The sequence below is a fragment of the Shewanella sp. A32 genome, from assembly GCF_029167175.1.
In the GTDB taxonomy this organism is placed as follows: Bacteria; Pseudomonadota; Gammaproteobacteria; order Enterobacterales; family Shewanellaceae; genus Shewanella; species Shewanella yunxiaonensis.
The window spans coordinates 25,111-45,755 of the sequence record NZ_JARFTS010000019.1 but is presented as its reverse complement, the minus strand read 5'-3'; the positions used below and the strand labels follow the sequence as shown (position 1 = coordinate 45,755).

Annotated in this window: 18 protein-coding genes; 3 read left to right on the top strand and 15 right to left on the bottom strand. The window is 50.9% G+C overall.

Annotated elements, in window-relative coordinates:
- Positions 1–10: 10 nt before the first annotated feature.
- From PY479_RS13225 to PY479_RS13165, 13 genes are all read right to left on the bottom strand, one after another.
- Entirely contained in the window at positions 11–613 is a 603-nt protein-coding gene (locus PY479_RS13225) for a prepilin-type N-terminal cleavage/methylation domain-containing protein (RefSeq protein ID WP_275484056.1), read from the bottom strand.
- 55 nt (positions 614–668) lie between these two features.
- Positions 669–1,166 carry an MSHA biogenesis protein MshF gene (locus tag PY479_RS13220; RefSeq protein ID WP_275484055.1) on the bottom strand — a complete coding sequence of 166 codons (498 nt, stop codon included), beginning with the start codon at positions 1,164–1,166 and terminating at the stop codon, positions 669–671.
- Positions 1,166–2,386 carry a type II secretion system F family protein gene (locus tag PY479_RS13215; RefSeq protein WP_275484054.1) on the bottom strand — a complete coding sequence of 407 codons (1,221 nt, stop codon included), beginning with the start codon at positions 2,384–2,386 and terminating at the stop codon, positions 1,166–1,168. Before PY479_RS13215 ends, PY479_RS13220 begins: the two co-directional genes overlap by 1 nt.
- The gene (locus tag PY479_RS13210) at positions 2,386–4,143 is read right to left on the bottom strand and encodes a type II/IV secretion system protein (RefSeq protein ID WP_275484053.1); all 1,758 of its coding nucleotides are present in this window, start codon (positions 4,141–4,143) and stop codon (positions 2,386–2,388) included. Before PY479_RS13210 ends, PY479_RS13215 begins: the two co-directional genes overlap by 1 nt.
- Positions 4,140–5,348 (bottom strand): tetratricopeptide repeat protein, encoded by a 1,209-nt coding sequence (locus PY479_RS13205; protein ID WP_275484052.1) that lies wholly within the window; start codon positions 5,346–5,348, stop codon positions 4,140–4,142. The genes PY479_RS13210 and PY479_RS13205 overlap by 4 nt, the downstream gene beginning before the upstream one ends.
- Positions 5,342–6,241: an AAA family ATPase gene (locus tag PY479_RS13200; protein ID WP_275484051.1), complete on the bottom strand. Its 900-nt coding sequence runs from the start codon at positions 6,239–6,241 to the stop codon at positions 5,342–5,344. Before PY479_RS13200 ends, PY479_RS13205 begins: the two co-directional genes overlap by 7 nt.
- 14 nt (positions 6,242–6,255) lie before the next feature.
- Positions 6,256–7,938: a pilus (MSHA type) biogenesis protein MshL gene (gene mshL / locus PY479_RS13195; protein WP_275484050.1), complete on the bottom strand. Its 1,683-nt coding sequence runs from the start codon at positions 7,936–7,938 to the stop codon at positions 6,256–6,258.
- A 3-nt stretch (positions 7,939–7,941) separates the two neighbouring features.
- Positions 7,942–8,271 (bottom strand): MSHA biogenesis protein MshK, encoded by a 330-nt coding sequence (locus tag PY479_RS13190; protein WP_228730367.1) that lies wholly within the window; start codon positions 8,269–8,271, stop codon positions 7,942–7,944.
- Positions 8,255–8,911, bottom strand: a complete 657-nt coding sequence (locus tag PY479_RS13185; protein ID WP_275484049.1) for an MSHA biogenesis protein MshJ — start codon at positions 8,909–8,911, stop codon at positions 8,255–8,257. The genes PY479_RS13190 and PY479_RS13185 overlap by 17 nt, the downstream gene beginning before the upstream one ends.
- Complete coding sequence (locus tag PY479_RS13180) at positions 8,908–9,510, bottom strand: PilN domain-containing protein (protein ID WP_275484048.1); 603 nt, start codon at positions 9,508–9,510, stop codon at positions 8,908–8,910. The genes PY479_RS13185 and PY479_RS13180 overlap by 4 nt, the downstream gene beginning before the upstream one ends.
- Entirely contained in the window at positions 9,507–10,382 is an 876-nt protein-coding gene (locus PY479_RS13175; RefSeq protein ID WP_212594619.1) for an MSHA biogenesis protein MshI, read from the bottom strand. The genes PY479_RS13180 and PY479_RS13175 overlap by 4 nt, the downstream gene beginning before the upstream one ends.
- Before the next feature lie 173 nt (positions 10,383–10,555).
- Entirely contained in the window at positions 10,556–12,451 is a 1,896-nt protein-coding gene (csrD, locus tag PY479_RS13170) for an RNase E specificity factor CsrD (protein WP_212594620.1), read from the bottom strand.
- A gap of 160 nt (positions 12,452–12,611) precedes the next feature.
- On the bottom strand, positions 12,612–13,859 hold the full coding sequence (locus PY479_RS13165) for a malic enzyme-like NAD(P)-binding protein (protein WP_212594621.1): 1,248 nt from the start codon (positions 13,857–13,859) through the stop codon (positions 12,612–12,614).
- A gap of 865 nt (positions 13,860–14,724) precedes the next feature.
- Here PY479_RS13165 and PY479_RS13160 point away from each other — a divergent pair.
- Positions 14,725–15,159, top strand: a complete 435-nt coding sequence (locus PY479_RS13160) for a hypothetical protein (RefSeq protein ID WP_275484047.1) — start codon at positions 14,725–14,727, stop codon at positions 15,157–15,159.
- Positions 15,160–15,323: 164 nt separating this feature from the next.
- Here PY479_RS13160 and rpmE read toward each other — a convergent pair whose 3' ends face one another.
- Positions 15,324–15,536 carry a 50S ribosomal protein L31 gene (rpmE, locus tag PY479_RS13155; protein WP_212594622.1) on the bottom strand — a complete coding sequence of 71 codons (213 nt, stop codon included), beginning with the start codon at positions 15,534–15,536 and terminating at the stop codon, positions 15,324–15,326.
- A 119-nt stretch (positions 15,537–15,655) separates the two neighbouring features.
- Complete coding sequence (locus PY479_RS13150; protein WP_275484046.1) at positions 15,656–16,435, bottom strand: hypothetical protein; 780 nt, start codon at positions 16,433–16,435, stop codon at positions 15,656–15,658.
- A gap of 125 nt (positions 16,436–16,560) precedes the next feature.
- On the opposite strand from PY479_RS13150, the gene priA reads away from it, so the two are divergent.
- Both priA and argS read left to right on the top strand, forming a co-directional pair.
- Complete coding sequence (gene priA / locus PY479_RS13145; protein WP_275484045.1) at positions 16,561–18,756, top strand: primosomal protein N'; 2,196 nt, start codon at positions 16,561–16,563, stop codon at positions 18,754–18,756.
- A 141-nt stretch (positions 18,757–18,897) separates the two neighbouring features.
- Positions 18,898–20,643 carry an arginine--tRNA ligase gene (gene argS / locus PY479_RS13140; RefSeq protein ID WP_212594625.1) on the top strand — a complete coding sequence of 582 codons (1,746 nt, stop codon included), beginning with the start codon at positions 18,898–18,900 and terminating at the stop codon, positions 20,641–20,643.
- Positions 20,644–20,645: the final 2 nt, after the last annotated feature.

Genomic DNA, 20,645 nt, shown 5'->3' with positions numbered 1-20,645 from the left:
TATAAAAATATTAATTGGTAAAACTCAATACCTGGCCGGTACCCGGATTATAGGTAATGCCTTTAGCACCCGAGGTGGTCAAATCTGGGGTAGGCGTTGGCACACCGCTGGTTTGATTCAGTGTCAATGAAGACACCTGATAGAACACACACAAATCTAGATTGCTGACAACGGTACCGCTGATAGAGGTGGCGCTGCCGCCCTGACCGCTCATCACCTGCACCACATAACGCTGATCTTGCGCATTCTGGGTAGCCAGCACGTTCTTTGGCGCACTTTGTAGCACGTTATTGAACACTTCCTGACAGCTAGAACTCGACATTCCCGTTACTGAAGTATTGGTCAAGCCAGTCGGATAACCAAAACGCGTATCCAACGCAATACTGGTGCCATCCAGCGTCACCGTATTATTACGACGACCATCAACTTCCCATTGGGAACGTACAAAGGCGACTGCCGTGGCCAAACCACCAGTGACGCCTTCAAGACTGGCATTCTCAGCATCGTCGGTTACGTTAAGAAAACGTGGAATAGCCGTCGCCGCCAACAGCCCCAGTATCACGATCACGATGACCAGTTCAATTAATGAAAAACCTTGTACATTCCGTTTCATCTAAGACTCCTTTTCAACAGGAAGCTCAATTTTATCAACTATATATTTAATTGCATCACTGTTCTGTCTGCGCCGTCAAAAAAATGACTCTTCCAGTCGACAATTGATAGTTAATGCGTTGCCCCGAACTACCACGATACTGACATTCTTTAGTATCTGTTTGATAACTCACGTCTAATCCGGCCTGAACCGCTGAAGCTCCTAACAGTTGCAGCCACAGTTGATCGCATCCGGTGACATCCAAAGTTACCGGTAACGGCCAGCCACCTTTGTCCATCAGCAGTGACTCGTGTTGACTGGTCGCTTCTGGCAGTTGCCAGTCAGCCTTTAACATGGCCGGCTTGCCCTGTGTCAGCCATTGCGAGCGCACCATTGCCAGCAGATTCAACAAGCGATTATGTTCAACCTGTAATCCATTATCTGCCACCTGTTGCAGCCCATTAAAATAGCGGCTGCCAAGAATGCCCAGAAACAATAACAACAACACCACGGCAATCAGCTGGCGGAACACCGACATCAAATCATCATCAGCGCTGCGCTGCGGCCCTGCCATTAATGGCCACCTTTGACCACACTGAGCATATCCCACATTGGCAGATAGATGCCCAATGCCAGTACCAGCACAATCGCCGCCACAATGCCGATCAGAATCGGCTCCAGTTTGGCGGTAAGGTTCTTCAAATCAAAATCCACTTCACCTTCATAGAAGTCAGCAGCGTCATTTAACAGTTGATCAATCTGACCGGTTTCTTCACCGACAGCAACCATTTGCAATACCAGCGGCGTAAACAGGTGGCTGGCATTCGATACCCGCAGCATCGACTCCCCGGCCTCAATCCCGCGGCGCATGTCGACGATTTTGTCATGCATGTAACTGTTATCCACCGCATCGGCGACCAAACTTAGCGCCTGCGTCATCGGCACGCCTGCGGTGAGCATCATGGCGAAACTCCGACAATAGCGGGCGAGCGTGGAACGTTCAATAATCGAACCGACGGCAGGAATATGTAACTTCCATTGATCCCACTGCTTTTCACCGGATGCTGTGTTGTGCCAATAACGGATTCCCAACACTACCGCCAGCAAGCCAACGAGCAACAACGGCCAGTAATGCACAAATAGGTTGGAGGTTCCGATAAGGATGCGGGTGGGCAGCGGTAACTCCGCGTGAAATCGCGCGAACATCTCGGCAAATTTGGGGATGACCATGATATTGAGGATCACCAATGCCAGCGCCACTGCGATCAGCACAAACATAGGGTAACGCGTTGCGGATTTGATCCGACGGCGGGTTTCCTGTTCGCGATCGATATACACAGATAACTGCAGGAACGCATCTTCCAGCATGCCGGTGTTTTCGCCAACATGAACCATCGACACAAACAGCGCATCAAACACATCAGGATGATGATTCATCGCCGATGACAACGTACGCCCGGCGGTCAGTTGTTCTGATACATCCTGTAGGGCTTCTTTCATCCGCTTGGAGTGAGTAGTCTCAGACAAGCCAGCAATCGCGCGTAAGATTGGGATGCCGCTGCGCGTCAGCGAATACATCTGCCGAGTAAAAATCTGTAACTCATCCAATCCGACTTTGCGGCGCAACAGACTGGCAAAATCCAGCTGCTGCTTGGGCTTAATCTCCTTCAGTTGCAAGGGGATCACCGCGCGAGACATCAGCAAGTCGGCAGCCGCACTCTCTGACGCCGCTTCTAGCTGGCCGCTAACTGCGGCGCCGTGACCGTCTCTGCCACGATATTCATATAGTGCCATCAGCGGCCCTCATCCCGAGACTGTAGTGCCTGCGCCAGTGATTTAGGATTGTCGGTAACATCTTCCACCAGCTTAGCGACTTCTTCGATAGTTGTAAGTCCACGCTGCAGGTATTCCAACGCCGACGCTAATAGCGGCGTAAACAGCGGACTGGCTTTTGCAGCATCGGCAAATACCTGCGGATTACCAGTACGCATCGCGTCGATCATCGCTTCATCGAGTTCCAGTAATTCAAACACGCCGATACGCCCCCGATAACCGGTACCGGAACAACTCTGGCAACCGGTACCAATACGGAAAGTGGCTTCACTAAAATCCTGCTGACTGACACTGGCAAGCCAGGCGCGCTCTTGCGGCGACGGCTGATAAGGTATTGCACAGTTTTTACACACGCGCCGCACTAAACGCTGGGCAATGATGACTCGCAGTGCGCTTGCCACCAGATAACCGGCGGCCCCCATATCCAGCAAGCGCAAGGCGCTGGTGATGGCGTCATTGGTGTGCAGTGTGGACAACACAAAGTGACCGGTCAGCGCACCGCGCAAACCGATTTCCACGGTTTCGCGGTCACGCATTTCGCCGACCATGATAATGTCCGGATCCTGACGCAACGTGGTTCGCAGTACGTTGGAAAAATCCAGCCCAATCTTATGGTTGACCTGCACCTGGTTGATACGCGGCAACTGATATTCCACGGGGTCCTCAACAGTAATAATTTTACTCTCGGCTTTGTTGAGTTCGCTGAGAATGCCGTAAAGTGTGGTAGTTTTACCGCTACCGGTAGGCCCGGTGACCAGTAACATACCATGAGGCCGTTTTATCTGCCGTCGCACCCGGTTAAGAATTGCCGGAGGCATCCCGGTTTCATTGAGGGTCAACAATCCGGCTGATTGATCCAGCAAACGCATTACCACGGATTCGCCGTGTGTGATCGGCATGGTGGACATACGGATATCAATCTGGTGGCCTTTAATTTCGATATGAAAACGACCGTCCTGTGGCAGGCGCTTTTCTGAGATATCCAACCCCGCCATTAGCTTAAGTCTTAGTACCAGCGCTGAGGCAATATTGACTTCCTTCAGCACGGTCTCCTGCAGCAGACCGTCGACACGCTGGCGAATGCGCAATGACTTGTCGCCAGGTTCAATATGAATATCGGAAGCACGCACTTGCACCGCATCTTCAAAAATGGTCTGCAACAACTTAACGACGGTGGTTTCGTTATCGCTGTCACCTTGCGTCAGCGTCGCGAGATCAAACTGTTCGTCAGCGGCGTATTCTTCTTCCAACTGCCCCGCCATTTCCGCGATATGGCCGGTCAGGCGATACAGGTTATCAAATGCATCGAACAGCTGTTGCTCTTTGACCACGGCTAATGTCAGACGTCTGGGGGCCAGTAGCAGCTCCAGTTCATCCAACGCCTGCAGATCAGCAGGATCGCTCATTGCCACCTGCACTGAGTCGCTGGTTGCCGAGATCACCAAGGCCCGAAAGCGTCTGGCTTGCCCTTCGGTGAGCAGATTGACCACGCTTGCAGGAATCGCCAGGCGACTGATATCCATCAGCGGAATATTCAGCTGCTGCGACAAAAATTGCAGTAGCTGATCCTCAGAGATGTAAGCCATATCAATCAGCGTACGCCCGAGCTTGCGGCCGGTTTTCTTCTGCTCCGCCAGTGCACTCAGTAACTGTTCTTCCGTGATGATCTGTTCCTGAACTAACAGGTCACCAAGGCGCATTTTCAGCTTTGGCTTCACTGGCTATCTCCTATCTGGGCGATTCGGTTTTCTATATAAGCTCGAGCTTCCACTGACAAATTATCTCGTTTTAATGCGTCACGGTAAGCGTCAGCGGCAGCAGGGTAACGCTGTCCAGCGTCCAATCCGTGCGCCAGCCCCAGCCACCAGCGGCCATCATTGGGGGCGGTTTCAATCAGCTTACGATAACTTTGCTGCACCAGCGGCCAATTTTGGTTTTCCTGCCCAAGTTTGGCTAACGTCAGCCACTTATCGGTGGCGAATCCCGAGTCATCAGCAATGTGATGCAAACTGGCGGTGGCCGCTGCTGTTTTGCCCTGTGCCGACTGCACGCGGCCAAGCAGCAACCATAACTGCTGTTGCGTGGGATAAGCGCTGACGCCAGTTTGCAGCAACTCTTCGGCTTGTGGCAATTGACCACTGCCATAATAAAGTGCCGCCAGTTGTGTTCTGGCTTGATGCAGTGCCGGATAAATCTCAAGCGCTCGCTGAAATGCAGCGACTGCGGCTTCCAAATCGCCATTTTGCTGCGCTGACATGCCATGTTGATACTGCTTTCGGGCTAACTGCTCGGGAGTCAGTTTCACTTCCGTAATTTGCATCTGTTGCGGCTTCGCGGTAGCGACACTTGCCTTCGCCGCGACAGTAGTGTTCTTAACGGATGAGGATGCAGCTTGCGATTTAACGGGGGTTAACCCTGTGGTTTTTACCGTGTGTTCAATGGCGACGTCAGGCACGCTTTGTGTAGTTTCTGTCGCACTTGCGCGCGGTGATGGCAAAATCTTTGCGGCCTCAGCAACCGCCTCATCAGCAGTTACTGGCTCAGCAGACGGAGCGGCTAGGGTTGAACTAGTCGCATCAGTGATACCTGCCGGTGACGCGTCAGCCGCCTTGTCGGCGACAACCGGTGACACATTCGGTAACGCAGTTGGCTCTATGCCTTTAGACGCGAATGGGACAGCCGCTGTATGGGTACTGGCAATGACGGCTGGCAGATTGCCAGAAGCTGGCTTCGCCCCGATTTGGCGCCAGCCATACCCCCCTGCGGCTACCAACACTACGCCAATGGCGACGCCAATGAAGATGCCACGCCAAGAAGCTGTAGCCGATACAGTGGTTGTCGTTGTGTTGGGGATCCCTCGCAAACTATGAGGTTGCTGGCGTTTATCGAGATCTTTCAACATCTGATTGACGACACTCACCATGCCACTCCTTTTAATAGTCCGACGGCGACTAATAACACCAGCACTACAGTCCCGGTCCATAACCAGCGCCAATCAGACGCGTGAGTGGCATCTTCGGTATCGGCAATGGCGGCGCGCAAGTGCTTATCACTGACTTGCTCGAGGCCAGCACCATAACTCAATAACAAGGCTTTGTGCGCTAACACATTAATGAGTCGCGGGATCCCTCTTGAGGCTTGCGCCAATAATTTTTGCGCTCTTGGGTTAAACAAGGGGCGGCCCTGATAACCTGAAACTGCTAACCGATGCCGTAAATAAGCGCCAACTTCTTCCCGCTGCAACGGACGCAGTTGATAACTAAAAGTGATACGTTGCCGTAGTTGGCGAAATGCCGGTTGCGCCAGCCGCTGATCCAGTTCCGGCTGACCAAATAACACCACCTGCACCAACTTACGTTGCTCAGTTTCCAGATTGGTAAATAAGCGCAGCGCCTCCAGACTATCATCCGGCAACGCTTGAGCTTCATCGAGGATCAGCACAATCTTTTTATCCTGGGCGCTTAGTGCTAACAGTTGTTGCTGGATCAGACCGGTCAGATGTAACTGGTCACGCACTTCATCCAACACAATTCCCAGTTCCTGAGCCACTGCCGCACGCAACTCCTGAGGACTGAGATAAGGATTGGGCAACCAAGCGCAGACAAATTCATCCGAAAGTTCATTGAGTAACTTGCGGCAGATTAAGGTTTTACCGGTGCCGACTTCGCCAGTGACTTTGATAAAACCTTCGCCGGTTTGCAGCGCGACCTGTAACACCTGCAATGCCTCGACATGCGGCGCTAACCCGAAAAAAAATTCGGTATTCGGAGTCAGGGCAAACGGCATGCTATGCATACCAAAGTGCTGCAAATACATGACACCTCAGCCTGTTAGTTACTCTGCGGATACCAGCGATTTAGCAACGACTGGGATCGTTTTAGCTCCTGTTTCCAGGTATCCCCCTCTACGACAGTGGGCTTTAACAAGATCACTAATTCTGTCTTCTCGACCGCTTTTACCTTGTTAGTAAACAGCTGCCCCATTAACGGAATATCGCCCAGCAAGGGCACTTTAGAGACCTTCTCAGAAGTGTCACTCTTCATGAGTCCGCCAATCACAACCACATCGCCGGACTTGGCGCGGATGACCGTATCAGACTCGCGAATTTCACTCTGCGCTAACGGCAGATCCAACGTTGAATCCCCGACTTGAATGCTTTTTTGCTGGTCATTCACTTCGGTCACCGACGGGTGGACATGCAGTAACACATTGCCGTCATCATCGATTTGCGGCGTGACGTCCAGCGCAATCCCGGAGAAAAATGGGGTTAACTGAACATCCGGGGTGGTCACAGAAGTTGATGAACTGGCCACGGTGGTAGACGACACATCAGTGACATAATACTCATCGGTACCGACTTTAATCACCGCCTTCTGATTATTAGAGGCGGTGACACGGGGACTGGACAACACATCCACATCCCCCTGAGTATCCAGTAAGGTAATCAAGGTCGAAAAATCAGCGCCCGTCAGTGACAATGAGGTCACGCCACCCAGTGTTTTGGAGATGGTGTCGCTGAAAGACCCGGCACTGGTATTAAAGCTGACTTTGGTATTGCCGTTACCCAATGCACTGCCGAGCACGTCCTGCCACTGAATGCCCTGTTGATAACCATCGGACAACCGCACTTCGAGAATTTTGGCTTCCAGAATCACCTGCCGTTGCAGATGCTCCTCGGATTGCTTGAGGAAGTTATGGATCTGCCGTAGTTCATCAGGGTAGGCGCGCACTGTGACCAACCCGGCCTGTGGACTGACGACCACACTGCGGCCATCGTCACTTTTACCAATAATCGCTTCCAAGGTTTTTTGTAGCTGGCCCCAGAAATCGGTCTTGGTTTTGGAACTGATGTAAGTGCCGTTAGTGGTGTTGCTCTGATTGTTATAACCATTATTACTGTTGCTGGAGCCACTGCTGCCGCTGCTACCGAACATATTGTTGTTATTGTAATTGCGGTTGTTAGTGTTGTTATTGTTACTGTCGGTGATGCGACCGGAACTGACGGATGTCAGAGACAGGCCAATGCGTTCCATATCGAGATAATTGACCGGGAAAGTTTCCGTGCGCATACCGGCGGGAAAGATCTGCAACACTTTACCGTCCTGGCTGATCTCATAACCATAGATATCCTGCACCACTTTCAGCACTTCACTGAGGGTAACGCCCTTTAATGACAGCGAGATAGTACCGGTAACATTGGGATGGATGGCAACGCTCAGCGGTGTCCCTTCGACCAGGCTGGCAAAAAATACCTTGGCATCCACATCGTGTGCCGACACATTAAACCGCCGCTCTGCAGCGACCTGAGTATGCAACCCCGTCAGTAAGCCGTTACCGGTCAGTTCCTGTTGCAATTGAGCCGGCAATGGCGCCGCTGGCGGCACTGTTTTGCTGGGAGCTGGCTGCAATGATTCTTTCAACGCAGAGCGCGACGCCTCCGGCGCCGGACGCGAGGTCTGACAAGCCGCCAACGTCAAAGCAAGCAACGGCACGATAAAAAAAAGTCTGCTCATGAATTATCTCTTCTTATTTGGCTCGGTGATTGTCTGAAACAGGCGTAACTTGCGGCCATCCGCCAGCACGACTTCGTTAGCATGTATCGCGCTGATGCTTGTTCCCTGCAGCCGGTCGCCCCGGCGATAAAGCTGATTATTAATCACCGCACGGGTCCCGGAAGGTCCTTGAACTACGCTATTCAGCACTAACGTGACAGGCGCGTTAGTGCTACTGCTGGACATACTCTGCAGCCCATACGGCGGCAAAGTAGGGTCCCGCAGACTGGCAGCCCCGGCCATCACGGGTAAAAGTGTTGAAATTGTCACAACCGCTTTAATGGGATGCCACACTGATAAAGTCCTTATTAATGCTGACGGTATAAAGGGCGAGTTTGACGCTGGCTTTCGGGAACTGCTGCACCTGATAGTCCAGGCTCTGCCAGTAGAGCTTTTCAGGCATATTTTCGACGGTACGGATGAATTTCAGCACCGAAAAATAATCTCCATCAAAGGTCAAATTGATGCCATGGCTGTATAGATTCATCTGCCCATGTTGATCATCACCGACCACCAGTAACGGCGTCGGCGCAACGGAATGAAACGCTTCTAATTTCACGCCCTGCGTTTGCGCCAACAGCTTCGTCAGCAATGATGGCATGCGTTCCGCCGGGATCAGATCAACGGTTTCATTGTTCAGGCGTTGGTCCTGTGCTGCGATTTGCTGCTTTAATTGCGCAAGTTGTGTTCGCAGTGGCTGATTGGGATCCTGCGCCAGTCGGTTCTGCATCAGGGAAATTTGCTCGGTGTTGCCCTTCACCATTTTTTCTGCGGCGTGCAACTGTTGCTGCTGTAACAGATGTTTCTGCCACCAGGATTCCAATGGCAGATACAAAACCACTGCTATCACCAACCAACAGGCCAACGCGACCATTACCCGTTCGCGCCGCGAAAGATGATCAAATTTTTGTGGCAGTTCGGCTAACGCACTCATTTTTTATCCGCCTCCTTGCTATCGGTGGTCAGCTTGAATGCCAACGGTTGGTGTTCGCCACGATTCATGGTCATGGAGGCGAAAGCCTTACCTTGGAAACTGTCAGTGTGACTGAGGCGTGCTACCCAATGCGGCACATTTTCTGGCTTCAGCGTATAACCTTCAAACAGCAATTTTGGGGGTTCAAATTGTATGTGTGACAGCCAGATACTGCCGTCAGCGACCTGTGCCAGCTCTTGCAGCATGTCGGTAAACCCCACCGATTTAAATTGCTCACGCTTATCCAATTCTGTCAGCAGTAATGACTTTAATTGGTGTTCCTGAGTTAACTGTGTCACTTGCTGCTGCAACAGCGAATCGGGCTGATGTTTAGCTAAGGCTTGCTGCAGTGCGGTTTTTTGCTGTTCAAGAGCAGCATTTTGTTGTTGCACCGTCTGCAGTTGTTGCTGCAGCGTCTGCTGCTGCCACCAGCCCAAGATTAACGCCACAGCCCCTAACAACACCAGCAGTAATGACAAGGATACGGTCTTAGCAAAACTCAGGCGCAATTTCGCCGGTAACAGTTCGGGGGAAAATAGATTGACCCGGGTCTTACTCATAAACGCCCCCGCAGTAATTCCGTTAAGGCCAGTTCTGCCATTTTTGCCCCGACGTTTTCACAATTCACCGTCGCCACCGGTTGGTTAAAATTAACCGCAATGGCATGCGCCAGTGCCTGTGACGCCCCTTCGACGAGCAGCTCAATTGAGGCGACCGGAGGCTGTCTTAACTGACTCTCAAAAAAGTCCATCGACCGTTGAATTTCCAGACTCAGATTATCAGCAATACCGTAGCGAAGATCCTCAGCCGTGGCGCTATCCAACTCCTTAAAACCGCGGATCCGGCGATGCATATAAAGCTCGCCACTGCGCACCACAGTCAGCAGCACTTCCTCGCCGGGAATATGGCTGATCACTAGTCGTGCTTGGGAGGCGTCGGTAAACAGATTAGCGGGCATAAGCTCTTCGACTGAGATCCCCGCAAAGCTCATTCCCTCGGCATCCGCCGCCTGCACCATGGCACTGAGCTGAGGTTTGTCGGTGATCACTACTTGTAATTTGTTGCTGCCGGCAAGGGGAGACTCAAAATAATCGAGATAAATATTTTGCGGTGGCATTGCCACAATGTCCTTCACCGACCATAGCAGCGCCTGTGTAATTTCGTTGTCAGGCACAGCGGGTTTATCCACTGCCACCTGTTGGTAGGATTCCTGACCCAGTACCACTTGCAGCAATGACGGACCAATATCTGCTGCCAATTGACGAAACAATAATGGCCAGTTTCGAGGACGCGGATAGCGGGAAATAAGAGGTGATGTATCGGCAGCTGACTGAAACACCCACACATGTTCAGCACCCAGAAATACCCCTGTTGGCTTAGTTGCCTGTTGGGCTCTGAAAAAAGGCATTTTTATTAGTGAGTTTTTTGCCATATTTAGATTTGATTCCACATCCTGTAAAAGTCGTCTGATAGCGCCCGTACCAGCAATTCAAAAGCGTCAAAAAAATGTCAGCGACGCCATTTTACACACTAATTTTTTCATTTTATAAGGAATATTTGCGTAAACCCTGCAGCAACGCAAGCTCTGGTCAATAAATCGCATGGTTATGCCGGCTCTGGATCACCAAACCACGGACCTTGTGCGGCACTGACCCCCAGTACCCGCAACGTCTGCCATTCTTCTAGCTGTTCAACCCCTTCGGCCATAATTTCAATATCGGTTTTATGAAGGCCCCCCAGTAAACTACGAATAAATAGCTGATTTTCTGTGCGTAAATGGATCTGTTTGATCAATGAACGATGCAATTTCACCAACGTAAAGCCGCCTTCCACAATGTACTGACTGCTGATCACTTGTTGCCCAACATGATCGACGCACAATCTGGCCCCCATTTTGCGGATTAACCGCAGTTTCGGCGCTAACGCTGCCGGTGCGCCGCTGGCAACCGCTTCATCAATTTCAAAAATCAGTCGAGGTGCCAGGTCGCGATATTCCAGCAGTAAGGTTCGTAGCCAACGCATAAACTCGGCATTCAACAGCGAATCTTCGGATAAATTAATGCTAAACACGGCATCGGCATTGGCTTTGGGTAACAGATCAAACACCACGCGTTCGATGGTCTGGCGTTCGATTTTTGCTATCAGCCCACATTTTACCGCCATCGGTAAGAACAAAGTGGCTCTGACCAGATTGCCATTAGGCTCTTTCGCGCGGGTGAAAACTTCCTGATGATGGAGGTTACCATCTACATCAACAACCGGTTGTGTAAAGGCGACAAAGCGTCGCTGCTCCAGTGCCAGCTCCAGAAAACTGCGCCAGCGCACCGAACCTCTGGCAAATTCAGCATCCACAGCGCCTTTGTCGTACATAAACCAGGTGTTGATGCCCTGAATTTGCGCTGCTCGCAACGCCATTTCTGCTTCTTCCAGCAATTGTTGCTGATTATCACCCAACTTGAAATAAGCCGCACCGAGATGACAGCTGTTATTACGATTTCCCATCTCCCGCGGCAACAGGCTGGAACACAATTTCATTACCTTTGCCGCCAGTTGTTCCGCTTCCGCCAAACTGATCTGCGTCACTACAATCGCTAACTGGTTGTAACTGCGCCGGGCAAAAACACTGTTGGCCTGGCTATGAAGCAAACGGCTGATGTGGGCGACATTCAGGTTAAGATAATCCACCATCTGACCATCACCGTTCAGTTGTTCCAGTTCTTCAAACTCCAGTAATAACAACACGCCATGCGCCATCATTCCGTGAGCGTTACTCAAGGCATTAAGGCGGTTATCCAGCAGTAAGCGGTTACCGATGTGAGTATCATGATCGAGGAAGGTGTTAGTGCGAATAAAATCATCAAAGCGGGCCCTTTCTTTGCGCGCATCCGCTAACTCATCCAACAGTTTACTCAATGCCCGGTTGATGAAACGCGGACGACTGGCACTGCTCAGATTACGCGCTCGGGAATAATGCCCCTGCAGAATCAGGCGGCAACGTTCGGCAACTGTTTCCATCCCGTCCAGTTGCTGCGAATACCAGTGGTAGCCCAAACGCAATACCACCACCAAAGTTAACAGACTCAGCAGCATGACGACCCAGTCGCCCATTTGCGGGTAATAATGGTGAAAGGGAGAGCGTAGCAGTAATTCCACGTCGATATTATGTGCCGCGTCCACCGTAAAACGCATGCTATAGCGACTGCTTTCCACAATCGGGCCGCGGTATTGTTGCAATAATTTGCGCCCCTGCCACAGACGCAACTCCACCACATCCGTTAACGCCAACATACTGGGTAACCAGGGATCAGCATCCTGGAGTTGGTTATCTTGATACTGATGTTGCAACTGTTGCTGTAAGACCTGCACCTGAAGCAATTGCTGCTGACTGACAAAACGCCAGTAACCAGCCGCAGCGAACGCCATACCAACAAATAACAACGTCAGCACAGACCACAGCCAAAAGCGGGTCAGACGGGTGGTCAGCATACGGGTCAGATTCATTATCAGGCGTTCCTGCCAATGTTATTGGGCATCCGAACACAGCTCAGTCAACCTGAACTGCGATTTTACCTGTTTGATTATTAAGCGGTATTACACAAATGGCAACAGTGATAACAAGGAGAGTAGGCAGTGGCACACCATCGCGCCACTGCCATTGAGGTTAGAGAAGGTAATCTGCCGGCAACACTTTAATCTGTGCCGCACCTGAAGCGATAGCTGCTTCGGCGACCGCGCGAGCTACACGAGGTAACAAACGTGGATCCATTGGCTTTGGCAATACATAGGTCGGACCAAAACTCAGAGAGCTGACGTTAGGATAAGCCGCCAACACCTCTTCTGGTACCGGCTCACGAGCCAAACCTGCAATCGCCTGCACCGCCGCCAGTTTCATTTCGTCGTTGATACGACTGGCTCTGACATCCAGTGCGCCACGGAAAATAAACGGGAAGCACAACACATTGTTGACTTGGTTAGGGTAATCACTGCGACCGGTTCCCATAATCAGATCATCACGTACGGCATGAGCCAGTTCCGGTTTAATCTCGGGATCGGGGTTAGAGCATGCGAAAACAATCGGCTTTTCTGCCATTAATGCGATGTCATCGGCACTCAATACGTTGGCGCCAGATACGCCCAAGAACACATCAGCCCCTTTAATGACATCCTGCAACGTACGTTTGTCAGTGTTGTTGGCAAACAGTGATTTGTATTCATTGAGGTCGGTACGCCGTGTATGGATCACGCCTTTGCGGTCGAGCATGTAGATGTTTTCCCGCAAAGCGCCACATTTTACTAACAATGACATACAGGCAATCGCTGCGGCTCCGGCGCCCATGCAGACAAATACAGCTTCAGCGATCTGTTTACCCTGGATTTCCAACGCATTGAGCATGCCTGCTGCAGTCACAATCGCAGTGCCATGTTGATCGTCATGAAATACCGGGATATTACAGCGTCTGATCAGTTCCTTTTCGATTTCAAAGCATTCAGGGGCTTTGATATCTTCCAGATTGATCCCGCCAAAGGTGTCAGCAATCGCTTCTACGGTATTGATAAACTCTTCATTGGTGCGATGTTTAACTTCAATATCGGTCGCATCAATATTGGCAAAACGTTTGAATAACAGTGCCTTACCTTCCATCACTGGCTTTGACGCCAAAGGTCCGAGATTACCAAGACCAAGAATGGCGGTACCGTTGGTAATCACCGCAACCGTGTTGCCTTTATTGGTGTAACGATAGGCATCGTTGGCATTGGCGGCAATTTCTCGTACGGGTTCTGCCACCCCTGGACTATAAGCTAACGCCAGATCCATGCTGGTAATGGCTGCCTTTGTTAATGCAACCGCCGTTTTTCCGGGAACAGGGAATTGATGGTAATCAAGTGCTTTTTGACGTAAATCGCTCATGGTAAATCCTGATACAGGGCAAAGTATTTTAATAATTATTCGCGAACCGAAACATTAAGAGCAAAGCATCGGAACGCCTGAAAATAGGGCCTGTAAAGATACTTGAAAGCTTAGGTGAATAAAACTGCTTCTGGCTTTTTTTTTACTATAAAAATAAGAATTTATCTAATAGATGCCAAAGCGAAGTAACGCGTGTGCAAGAGAATAGAAGCCAAATTCCAAGAATGTATTAAAACAACATTCAGCGCCCCCTAAAAGCGGCTATTAATGGTGATGTTGCAGCTAAATTTAATTAACTTACTGATCTCTGATACTAACTGACATTTTCATTGGTAAAGCGCTTTTTGCGTAACGACAACTCAAGCGGGGGCAGTAACAACCGCTAAACCTGCTTGCGCAACCTGACCACTTATGGACAGATATTGCCCCCTACAGTGCCAATCTTGTTGATGAAAAAGCACGGGGTGTGACACGCGAACAGTCGATGCCCATCCGTTTACTGCGTGAAATGCGCTCAACGTTTAACAGCAAGCGGTACAGCAAAGGATGTATATCTGGCTCAGCTAAACACACGCGGTTGCCTATTTTGCGCACTATGTTTGCTGCATCGGCTTACCTGAAAAGGTGTTTATCCTTTTGCTAGCTCACGACTGATAGGTATTAACAGTGATTGCCGCCGAGCAAAACGCAGACACCCAGCCGATTTTGTTCCATAAAAATATAAAAGCAGTTATTACTGTTAGATATCAAATCATTACAAATAATCTTAGAGATAAAACTTTGCTTATTCGACAGTGTTATTTGACAAAACATCACAATAAATAGCACTATATAGCACTATTAAGCACTTATATTTAGCTATTTTATGTCCTTACCCGTAGAGCAATACCTGTCAGTCCCGATTCCTGAATCACTCTATCTTGCATTAGCACAACATTATCCCACTGGGGTCGCAGCCAGCATCGCTAACATTCTAAGCGACCATTTAGCCAATAAAGATGAAAACTCCCGACAGGAATATAGTGGCGAAGGCAGTTTCCAATGGGCGCAACTCACGCTGCCACACAAAACGCAACTGCGTACCAAATACTACGGCAAGTATCTAATAGCCGATATTATTAACGGCAAACTGATCTGGAACAGCAAAAGCTATCTTTCCGTGAGTGAACTCATCAACACCATGCGTGGTGGCACCCGAAATAACGCTTGGAGATGTACTGAAATAAAATATCCCAATGAGACTAGCTGGCTGTTGGCCGATCGCTTAAGAAGCCATGAAACCAAACGCTTTCCACTCTAACGTGGTGGCAGGAAGTGAAGTAGACGGGGCAGTTAAAGCATAGGTTTGGCGGCGGTGAACAGAGAGAAAAGCCTGACGCTCAGATACAACAAGGGCCGTAATCCTTGCGGTTACAGCCCTAGAATCAGCTTGCCAGGCGCATGACCTGAACAGCGCTAGTCGTATTATTTTTTGCCCAGCACACCGAAACGTTTGTTGAACTTTTCGATACGACCACCGGTGTCAACCACTTTCTGGGTACCGGTGTAGAATGGGTGACAAGCACCACATACGTCCAAGTGCAGATTTTTACCTGCAGTGGAGTGAACTTTGATCACGTTACCGCAAGTGCAGGTAGCAGTGATTTCTGCATAGTCAGGATGGATACCTGGTTTCATTTGGGATTACCTCAATAAAAGGCCATGTCGCTCTTCCAACCCGAAGTCGGACACCACATGCGGTTATACACAGTTTAGGGCGCAGAATGGTACAGTAACTGCGCTTTAATGGCAATAGCCTACATCAACGCCTCAAATTTTTCCTTTGCCCGAGTCTTGTCAGCATAGAGCTCCCATTGGGGGGCCGCTGGACAATGTAACCTTACATCACTTCTGAGGTTGCCCGGCTTCCCTTTAACAAACGCCTTGGGATTTGCCGCCATAATCGCCAAGGCGGCCGCATACACATTGGTATGCCACTGCTTAGCATACTGGGTTGCCAGACGCCATAAGGTTTCAGTCCCATGGTATTCCAGCGTGCATTGCCCGTCTCGGGCAACAGCGGCTGGCACTACGGGCGCGGCTTTAGTGGCTGGAGTTATTGCCGGCTTGGTTGCGACAACAGCGGATTCTGGCACTTTTTTACCCGTGGGGTTGCGGTACAGTGAAAAGCGCGACGGATCAGGAGGATTCCCTACCGGAACAGACTTGGCAAACACCGGCAACTGACCGATTTCCAACCACTGCTCCCCCTGATATTGTTGTACCAGCAATAAGGCATTAGGATCGTTGACTTCTTCGACACCCATCAACAACAACATGTAGTTATTGATCTGCTGCACCATGAGTTTTTCTTCACCGCTTTTCTGCCGCAGAATAAACTGCAGACGATCCGGATCTTGCGGACCAGCCACAATATTCACCTTAATTAGCGGTGGTTTAGCTAAATCAAACAGTCGTTGATTGATACTGACATGGCTGACCTCGGCCTGCGCCAGCGGCATGAATATCAACCCAAACACTGAGGGCAAAAGCTGCCACAGCCAACGGGGCCAACCGCTTGGTTGCTGTAAATTCATCCTGCTTTCCCCCATAACTATTTAACATTGCTAGTTTATTTTAGATTATTTTGCTCAGGACTGGTTCTGTTATGCCTGCCTGAGTACACTGAGCGTCATGCCTCTTTTGATGAATCCTGATCACCATGCCGCAGTTTGCTGAAGTTGCTTTGCCAGTGCCGATGCGGCAGAACTTCACCTACAAAATCCCGCCCGACCTTGCCTGGCCACTGGAAGTCGGCATGCGGGTGCGCGTCCCGTTCGGACGGCAACAACTGATCGGCCTGGTCGTCAGCACAGCTGATGAATGCTCCTTAGCGCCGCAGCAGCTAAAAGCGATTACCGCGGTATTGGACAGTTCACCATTATTGTCTGACCCACTGTATAAACTCACTTTGTGGGCGGCAAGATATTATTTATGCAGCCAGGGCCAGATGCTGACCCAAGCGCTACCGGTCGCGCTGCGCAAAGGTGCCAGTGCCGCACCAGAATTTATCAGTTACTACGCACTCACGGACAAGGGCACCGCAGCCACACTGGAGAGCCTCAAACGCTCACCGGCGCAGCAAAAAGTATTGCAGCAGCTACAACAAGGCGAACTGACTACCGAAGAAGCACAAGTTCTGGAACTCAGCAAAACCGCCATCAAGGCGCTAAAAGATAAGGACTGGATTGGACTTTACGAACGGCCGCTCATTGCTGACCGCCGCTGGCGTGAACAGTTGGAGCTGGGCGAACAGCCACTCAAATTGAATAAGCAGCAAGCAGTGGCGGTCGCGGCACTGACCGCGCAAGCCGGTTATAAATGTACTCTGCTGGAAGGTGTCACCGGCTCCGGAAAAACCGAAGTCTATCTGTCGTTGCTGGAAACCGTACTGAAGCAAGGCAAACAGGCATTGATCCTAGTGCCGGAAATCGGCCTGACGCCACAGACCATCAATCGCTTCAAACGTCGCTTTAAAGTGACCATTGCGGTGATCCATTCCGGACTGACTGATAAACAGCGACTGGATGCTTGGCGACAAGCGCGCTGTGGTGAAGCGGCGATTATCATTGGCACCCGTTCCGCCTTGTTTACGCCGATGATGTGGCCGGGAGTGATTATTCTCGACGAAGAACATGATGCCAGTTTTAAGCAGCAGGAAGGTGTGGGTTATCATGCCCGCGATCTGGCGGTCATGCGCGGGCATCTGGAAGATATTCCCGTATTACTCGGCAGCGCCACACCGTCACTGGAAACGCTGCACAATGCCCTTAATGGTCGTTATGCCCATCTGCAATTAGGAGAGCGCGCCGGTGGTGCTTTGAAAGTGCGTCAGGGGATTATCGATATCCGCAATTTGCCGCTGCATACCGGAATGTCACAGCCACTACTGAACGAAATGCGCTTGCACCTGCAAGCGGGTAATCAGGTGTTGCTGTTTCTCAATCGTCGCGGCTTTGCACCAGCGCTCATCTGCCACGAATGCGGTTATCTGCATGAATGTGACCGCTGTGATGCCTTTTTCACTGTGCATCAATCACTCGGGGAGATCCGCTGCCATCACTGTGGCAATCAATACGCAATCCCGCGTCAATGTCATCATTGCGGCAGCACCATGTTACAAGGACAAGGCATTGGCACCGAGCAGCTGGAAACCATGCTTACCAAAGAGTTTCCGGATTATCCGGTAGTGCGAATTGACCGCGATACCACCAGCCGTAAAGGTTCTTTGGAAAAACAGCTGGCAGCCATTCACCGCGGTGAATATAAGATTTTGGTGGGTACACAAATGCTCGCCAAAGGTCACCATTTTCCTGATGTCACCTTAGTCGGATTGTTGGACGTGGACGGTGCGCTATTCAGTGCTGATTTTCGTGCGCCGGAACGTTTCGGCCAGCTATATACGCAGGTGGCCGGGCGCGCAGGTCGCGCCAGTAAACCCGGCACCGTGTTGCTGCAAACCCATCAGAGCGACAATCCTCTACTCAAGGATCTACTGCATCGCGGCTATGGCGAATTTGCCCGTACACAACTGGCGGAGCGTCAACAAGCCTTGTTGCCTCCCGCATGGCACATGATCCTGATAAAAGCTGAGGCGCATCAGGCCATTGATGCCGACACCTTTCTGGCTGAGTTTGCCGCGTTGCTGCCGCAAGATAATGAATTTGAAGTGATTGGCCCGATGCCGGCACCGCTGGATCGCAAAGCTGGCAAATTCCGGCGGCAACTGCTGGTACAAGCTGCCGATCGCAGACGTTTGCAGCAGGTATTTGAACAGTTACTGCCGCAAGCAGAAGCCCTGACTAGCGCCAAACGCTGCCGCTGGAGTCTGGACCGAGATCCGCAGGATCTGCTGTAACTCCGCCAAAGTTCACTACCGCTAACTGAAAACCACGCCACAAAAATGCCCGCAAGCGTAGCAATCTTCCTGCCATAACGGCTAGAATGTGCGGTTATTCGTTATCACCCTATTTTTGTAGTCAGTACCGACAGAACGCCAATGAAATCACATATCCAATCTTTGCTTGAACAGACAGTAGCCAAGTTAAAACAACAGGGAATTATCCCTGAAGATACTGATCCGCGCATTCAGGTAGACCGAACCAAGGATAAAAGCCACGGCGATCTGGCCACTAACCTGGCAATGATGCTGACCAAAGCCGCCGGTAAACCGCCACGGGAACTGGCACAGTTGCTTATCGACAATCTGCCAGCCTCCAGCCACGTGGCTAAAGTGGAAATCGCCGGTCCTGGATTTATTAACTTCTTTATTGATGAAAATGCACTGGCAAAACAGCTGCAAGCAGCCTTGGCCGATGAACACTTGGGAGTCGCACTGCCGAGCGCACAAACGGTAGTGGTTGATTATTCCTCACCAAACCTTGCCAAAGAGATGCACGTGGGACATCTGCGTTCCACCATTATTGGCGATGCGGTGGTGCGTGCGCTGGAGTTTCTCGGTCATAAGGTGATCCGGCAGAACCATGTAGGCGACTGGGGCACTCAGTTCGGCATGTTGCTGGCCTATATGGAAGAGCTGCGGGCAGCTAATGGTGCGGAATCTGAAGTGGAATTGTCGGATCTGGAAAGCTTTTACCGCGCCGCCAAAGTGCGATTTGACGAATCAGAAGCATTTGCCACCCGCGCCCGTCATCTGGTAGTCGAACTGCAATCTGGTGACGAGTATTGCAATAAACTGTGGCGCGAATTCAACGAAATCTCGCTGAGTCATTGCCACAAGGTTTATCAGCGCCTCGGTGTCAGTCTGACCCGCAACGATGTCCGTGGTGAAAGCGCTTATAATGACGACCTGCCACAAGTGGTAAAAGATCTCGATGCGCAGGGCTTACTGACCGAAAGTAACGGTGCCAAAGTGGTGTTTCAGGAAGCCTTCCGCACCAAAGAGGGCGAACCATTACCCGTAATCATCCAGAAAGCCGACGGTGGTTATCTGTATGCAACTACCGACTTAGCTGCCATGCGCTACCGTTCGTCAGTGCTGCACGCCGATCGGGTGCTGTATTTTGTGGATCTACGACAGGCGCTGCACTTCCAACAGGTTTTCAGTCTGGCTCGCACTGCCGGGTTTGTGCGTCCAGAAATGTCATTGGAACATATGGGCTTTGGTACCATGAATGGTGAAGATGGCCGACCATTCAAAACCCGTACTGGCGGAGTAGTGAAACTCATCGACCTGCTGGATGAAGCCCATGACCGTGCGCTGGAACTGGTGCGTAGCAAAAACCCTGATATGGATACTGCAACACTGGAACAGATTGCCGCAGTAGTTGGCGTTGCCTCAGTGAAATACGCCGATCTGTCAAAGAATCGCGCCAGTGACTACATCTTCAGCTTCGATCAGATGCTCAGTTTTGAAGGTAATACCGCACCGTATCTGCTGTACGCCTATACCCGTGTGGCCGGTATTTTCAAGAAAGCTGAAGATATTGACCTGTCTGCCGCCACCATCGTACTGGAGCACGACAAAGAGAAAGAACTCGGTAACAAACTGGCGCAGTTCAGTGAAGTGCTGGCACGGATGGTAGATAAAGGTCAGCCACATCTGCTGTGTGCTTACTTGTATGAACTGGCAGGCGCTTTCTCCAGCTTCTATGAAGCATGCCCGGTGTTAGCCGCCGATACAGCCGCTCAGCGTGACAGCCGTTTGTTACTGGCGAAACTGACCGCTAATACCCTGAAACAGGGACTGGCGCTGTTGGGCATTGACACATTGGAACGGATGTAACG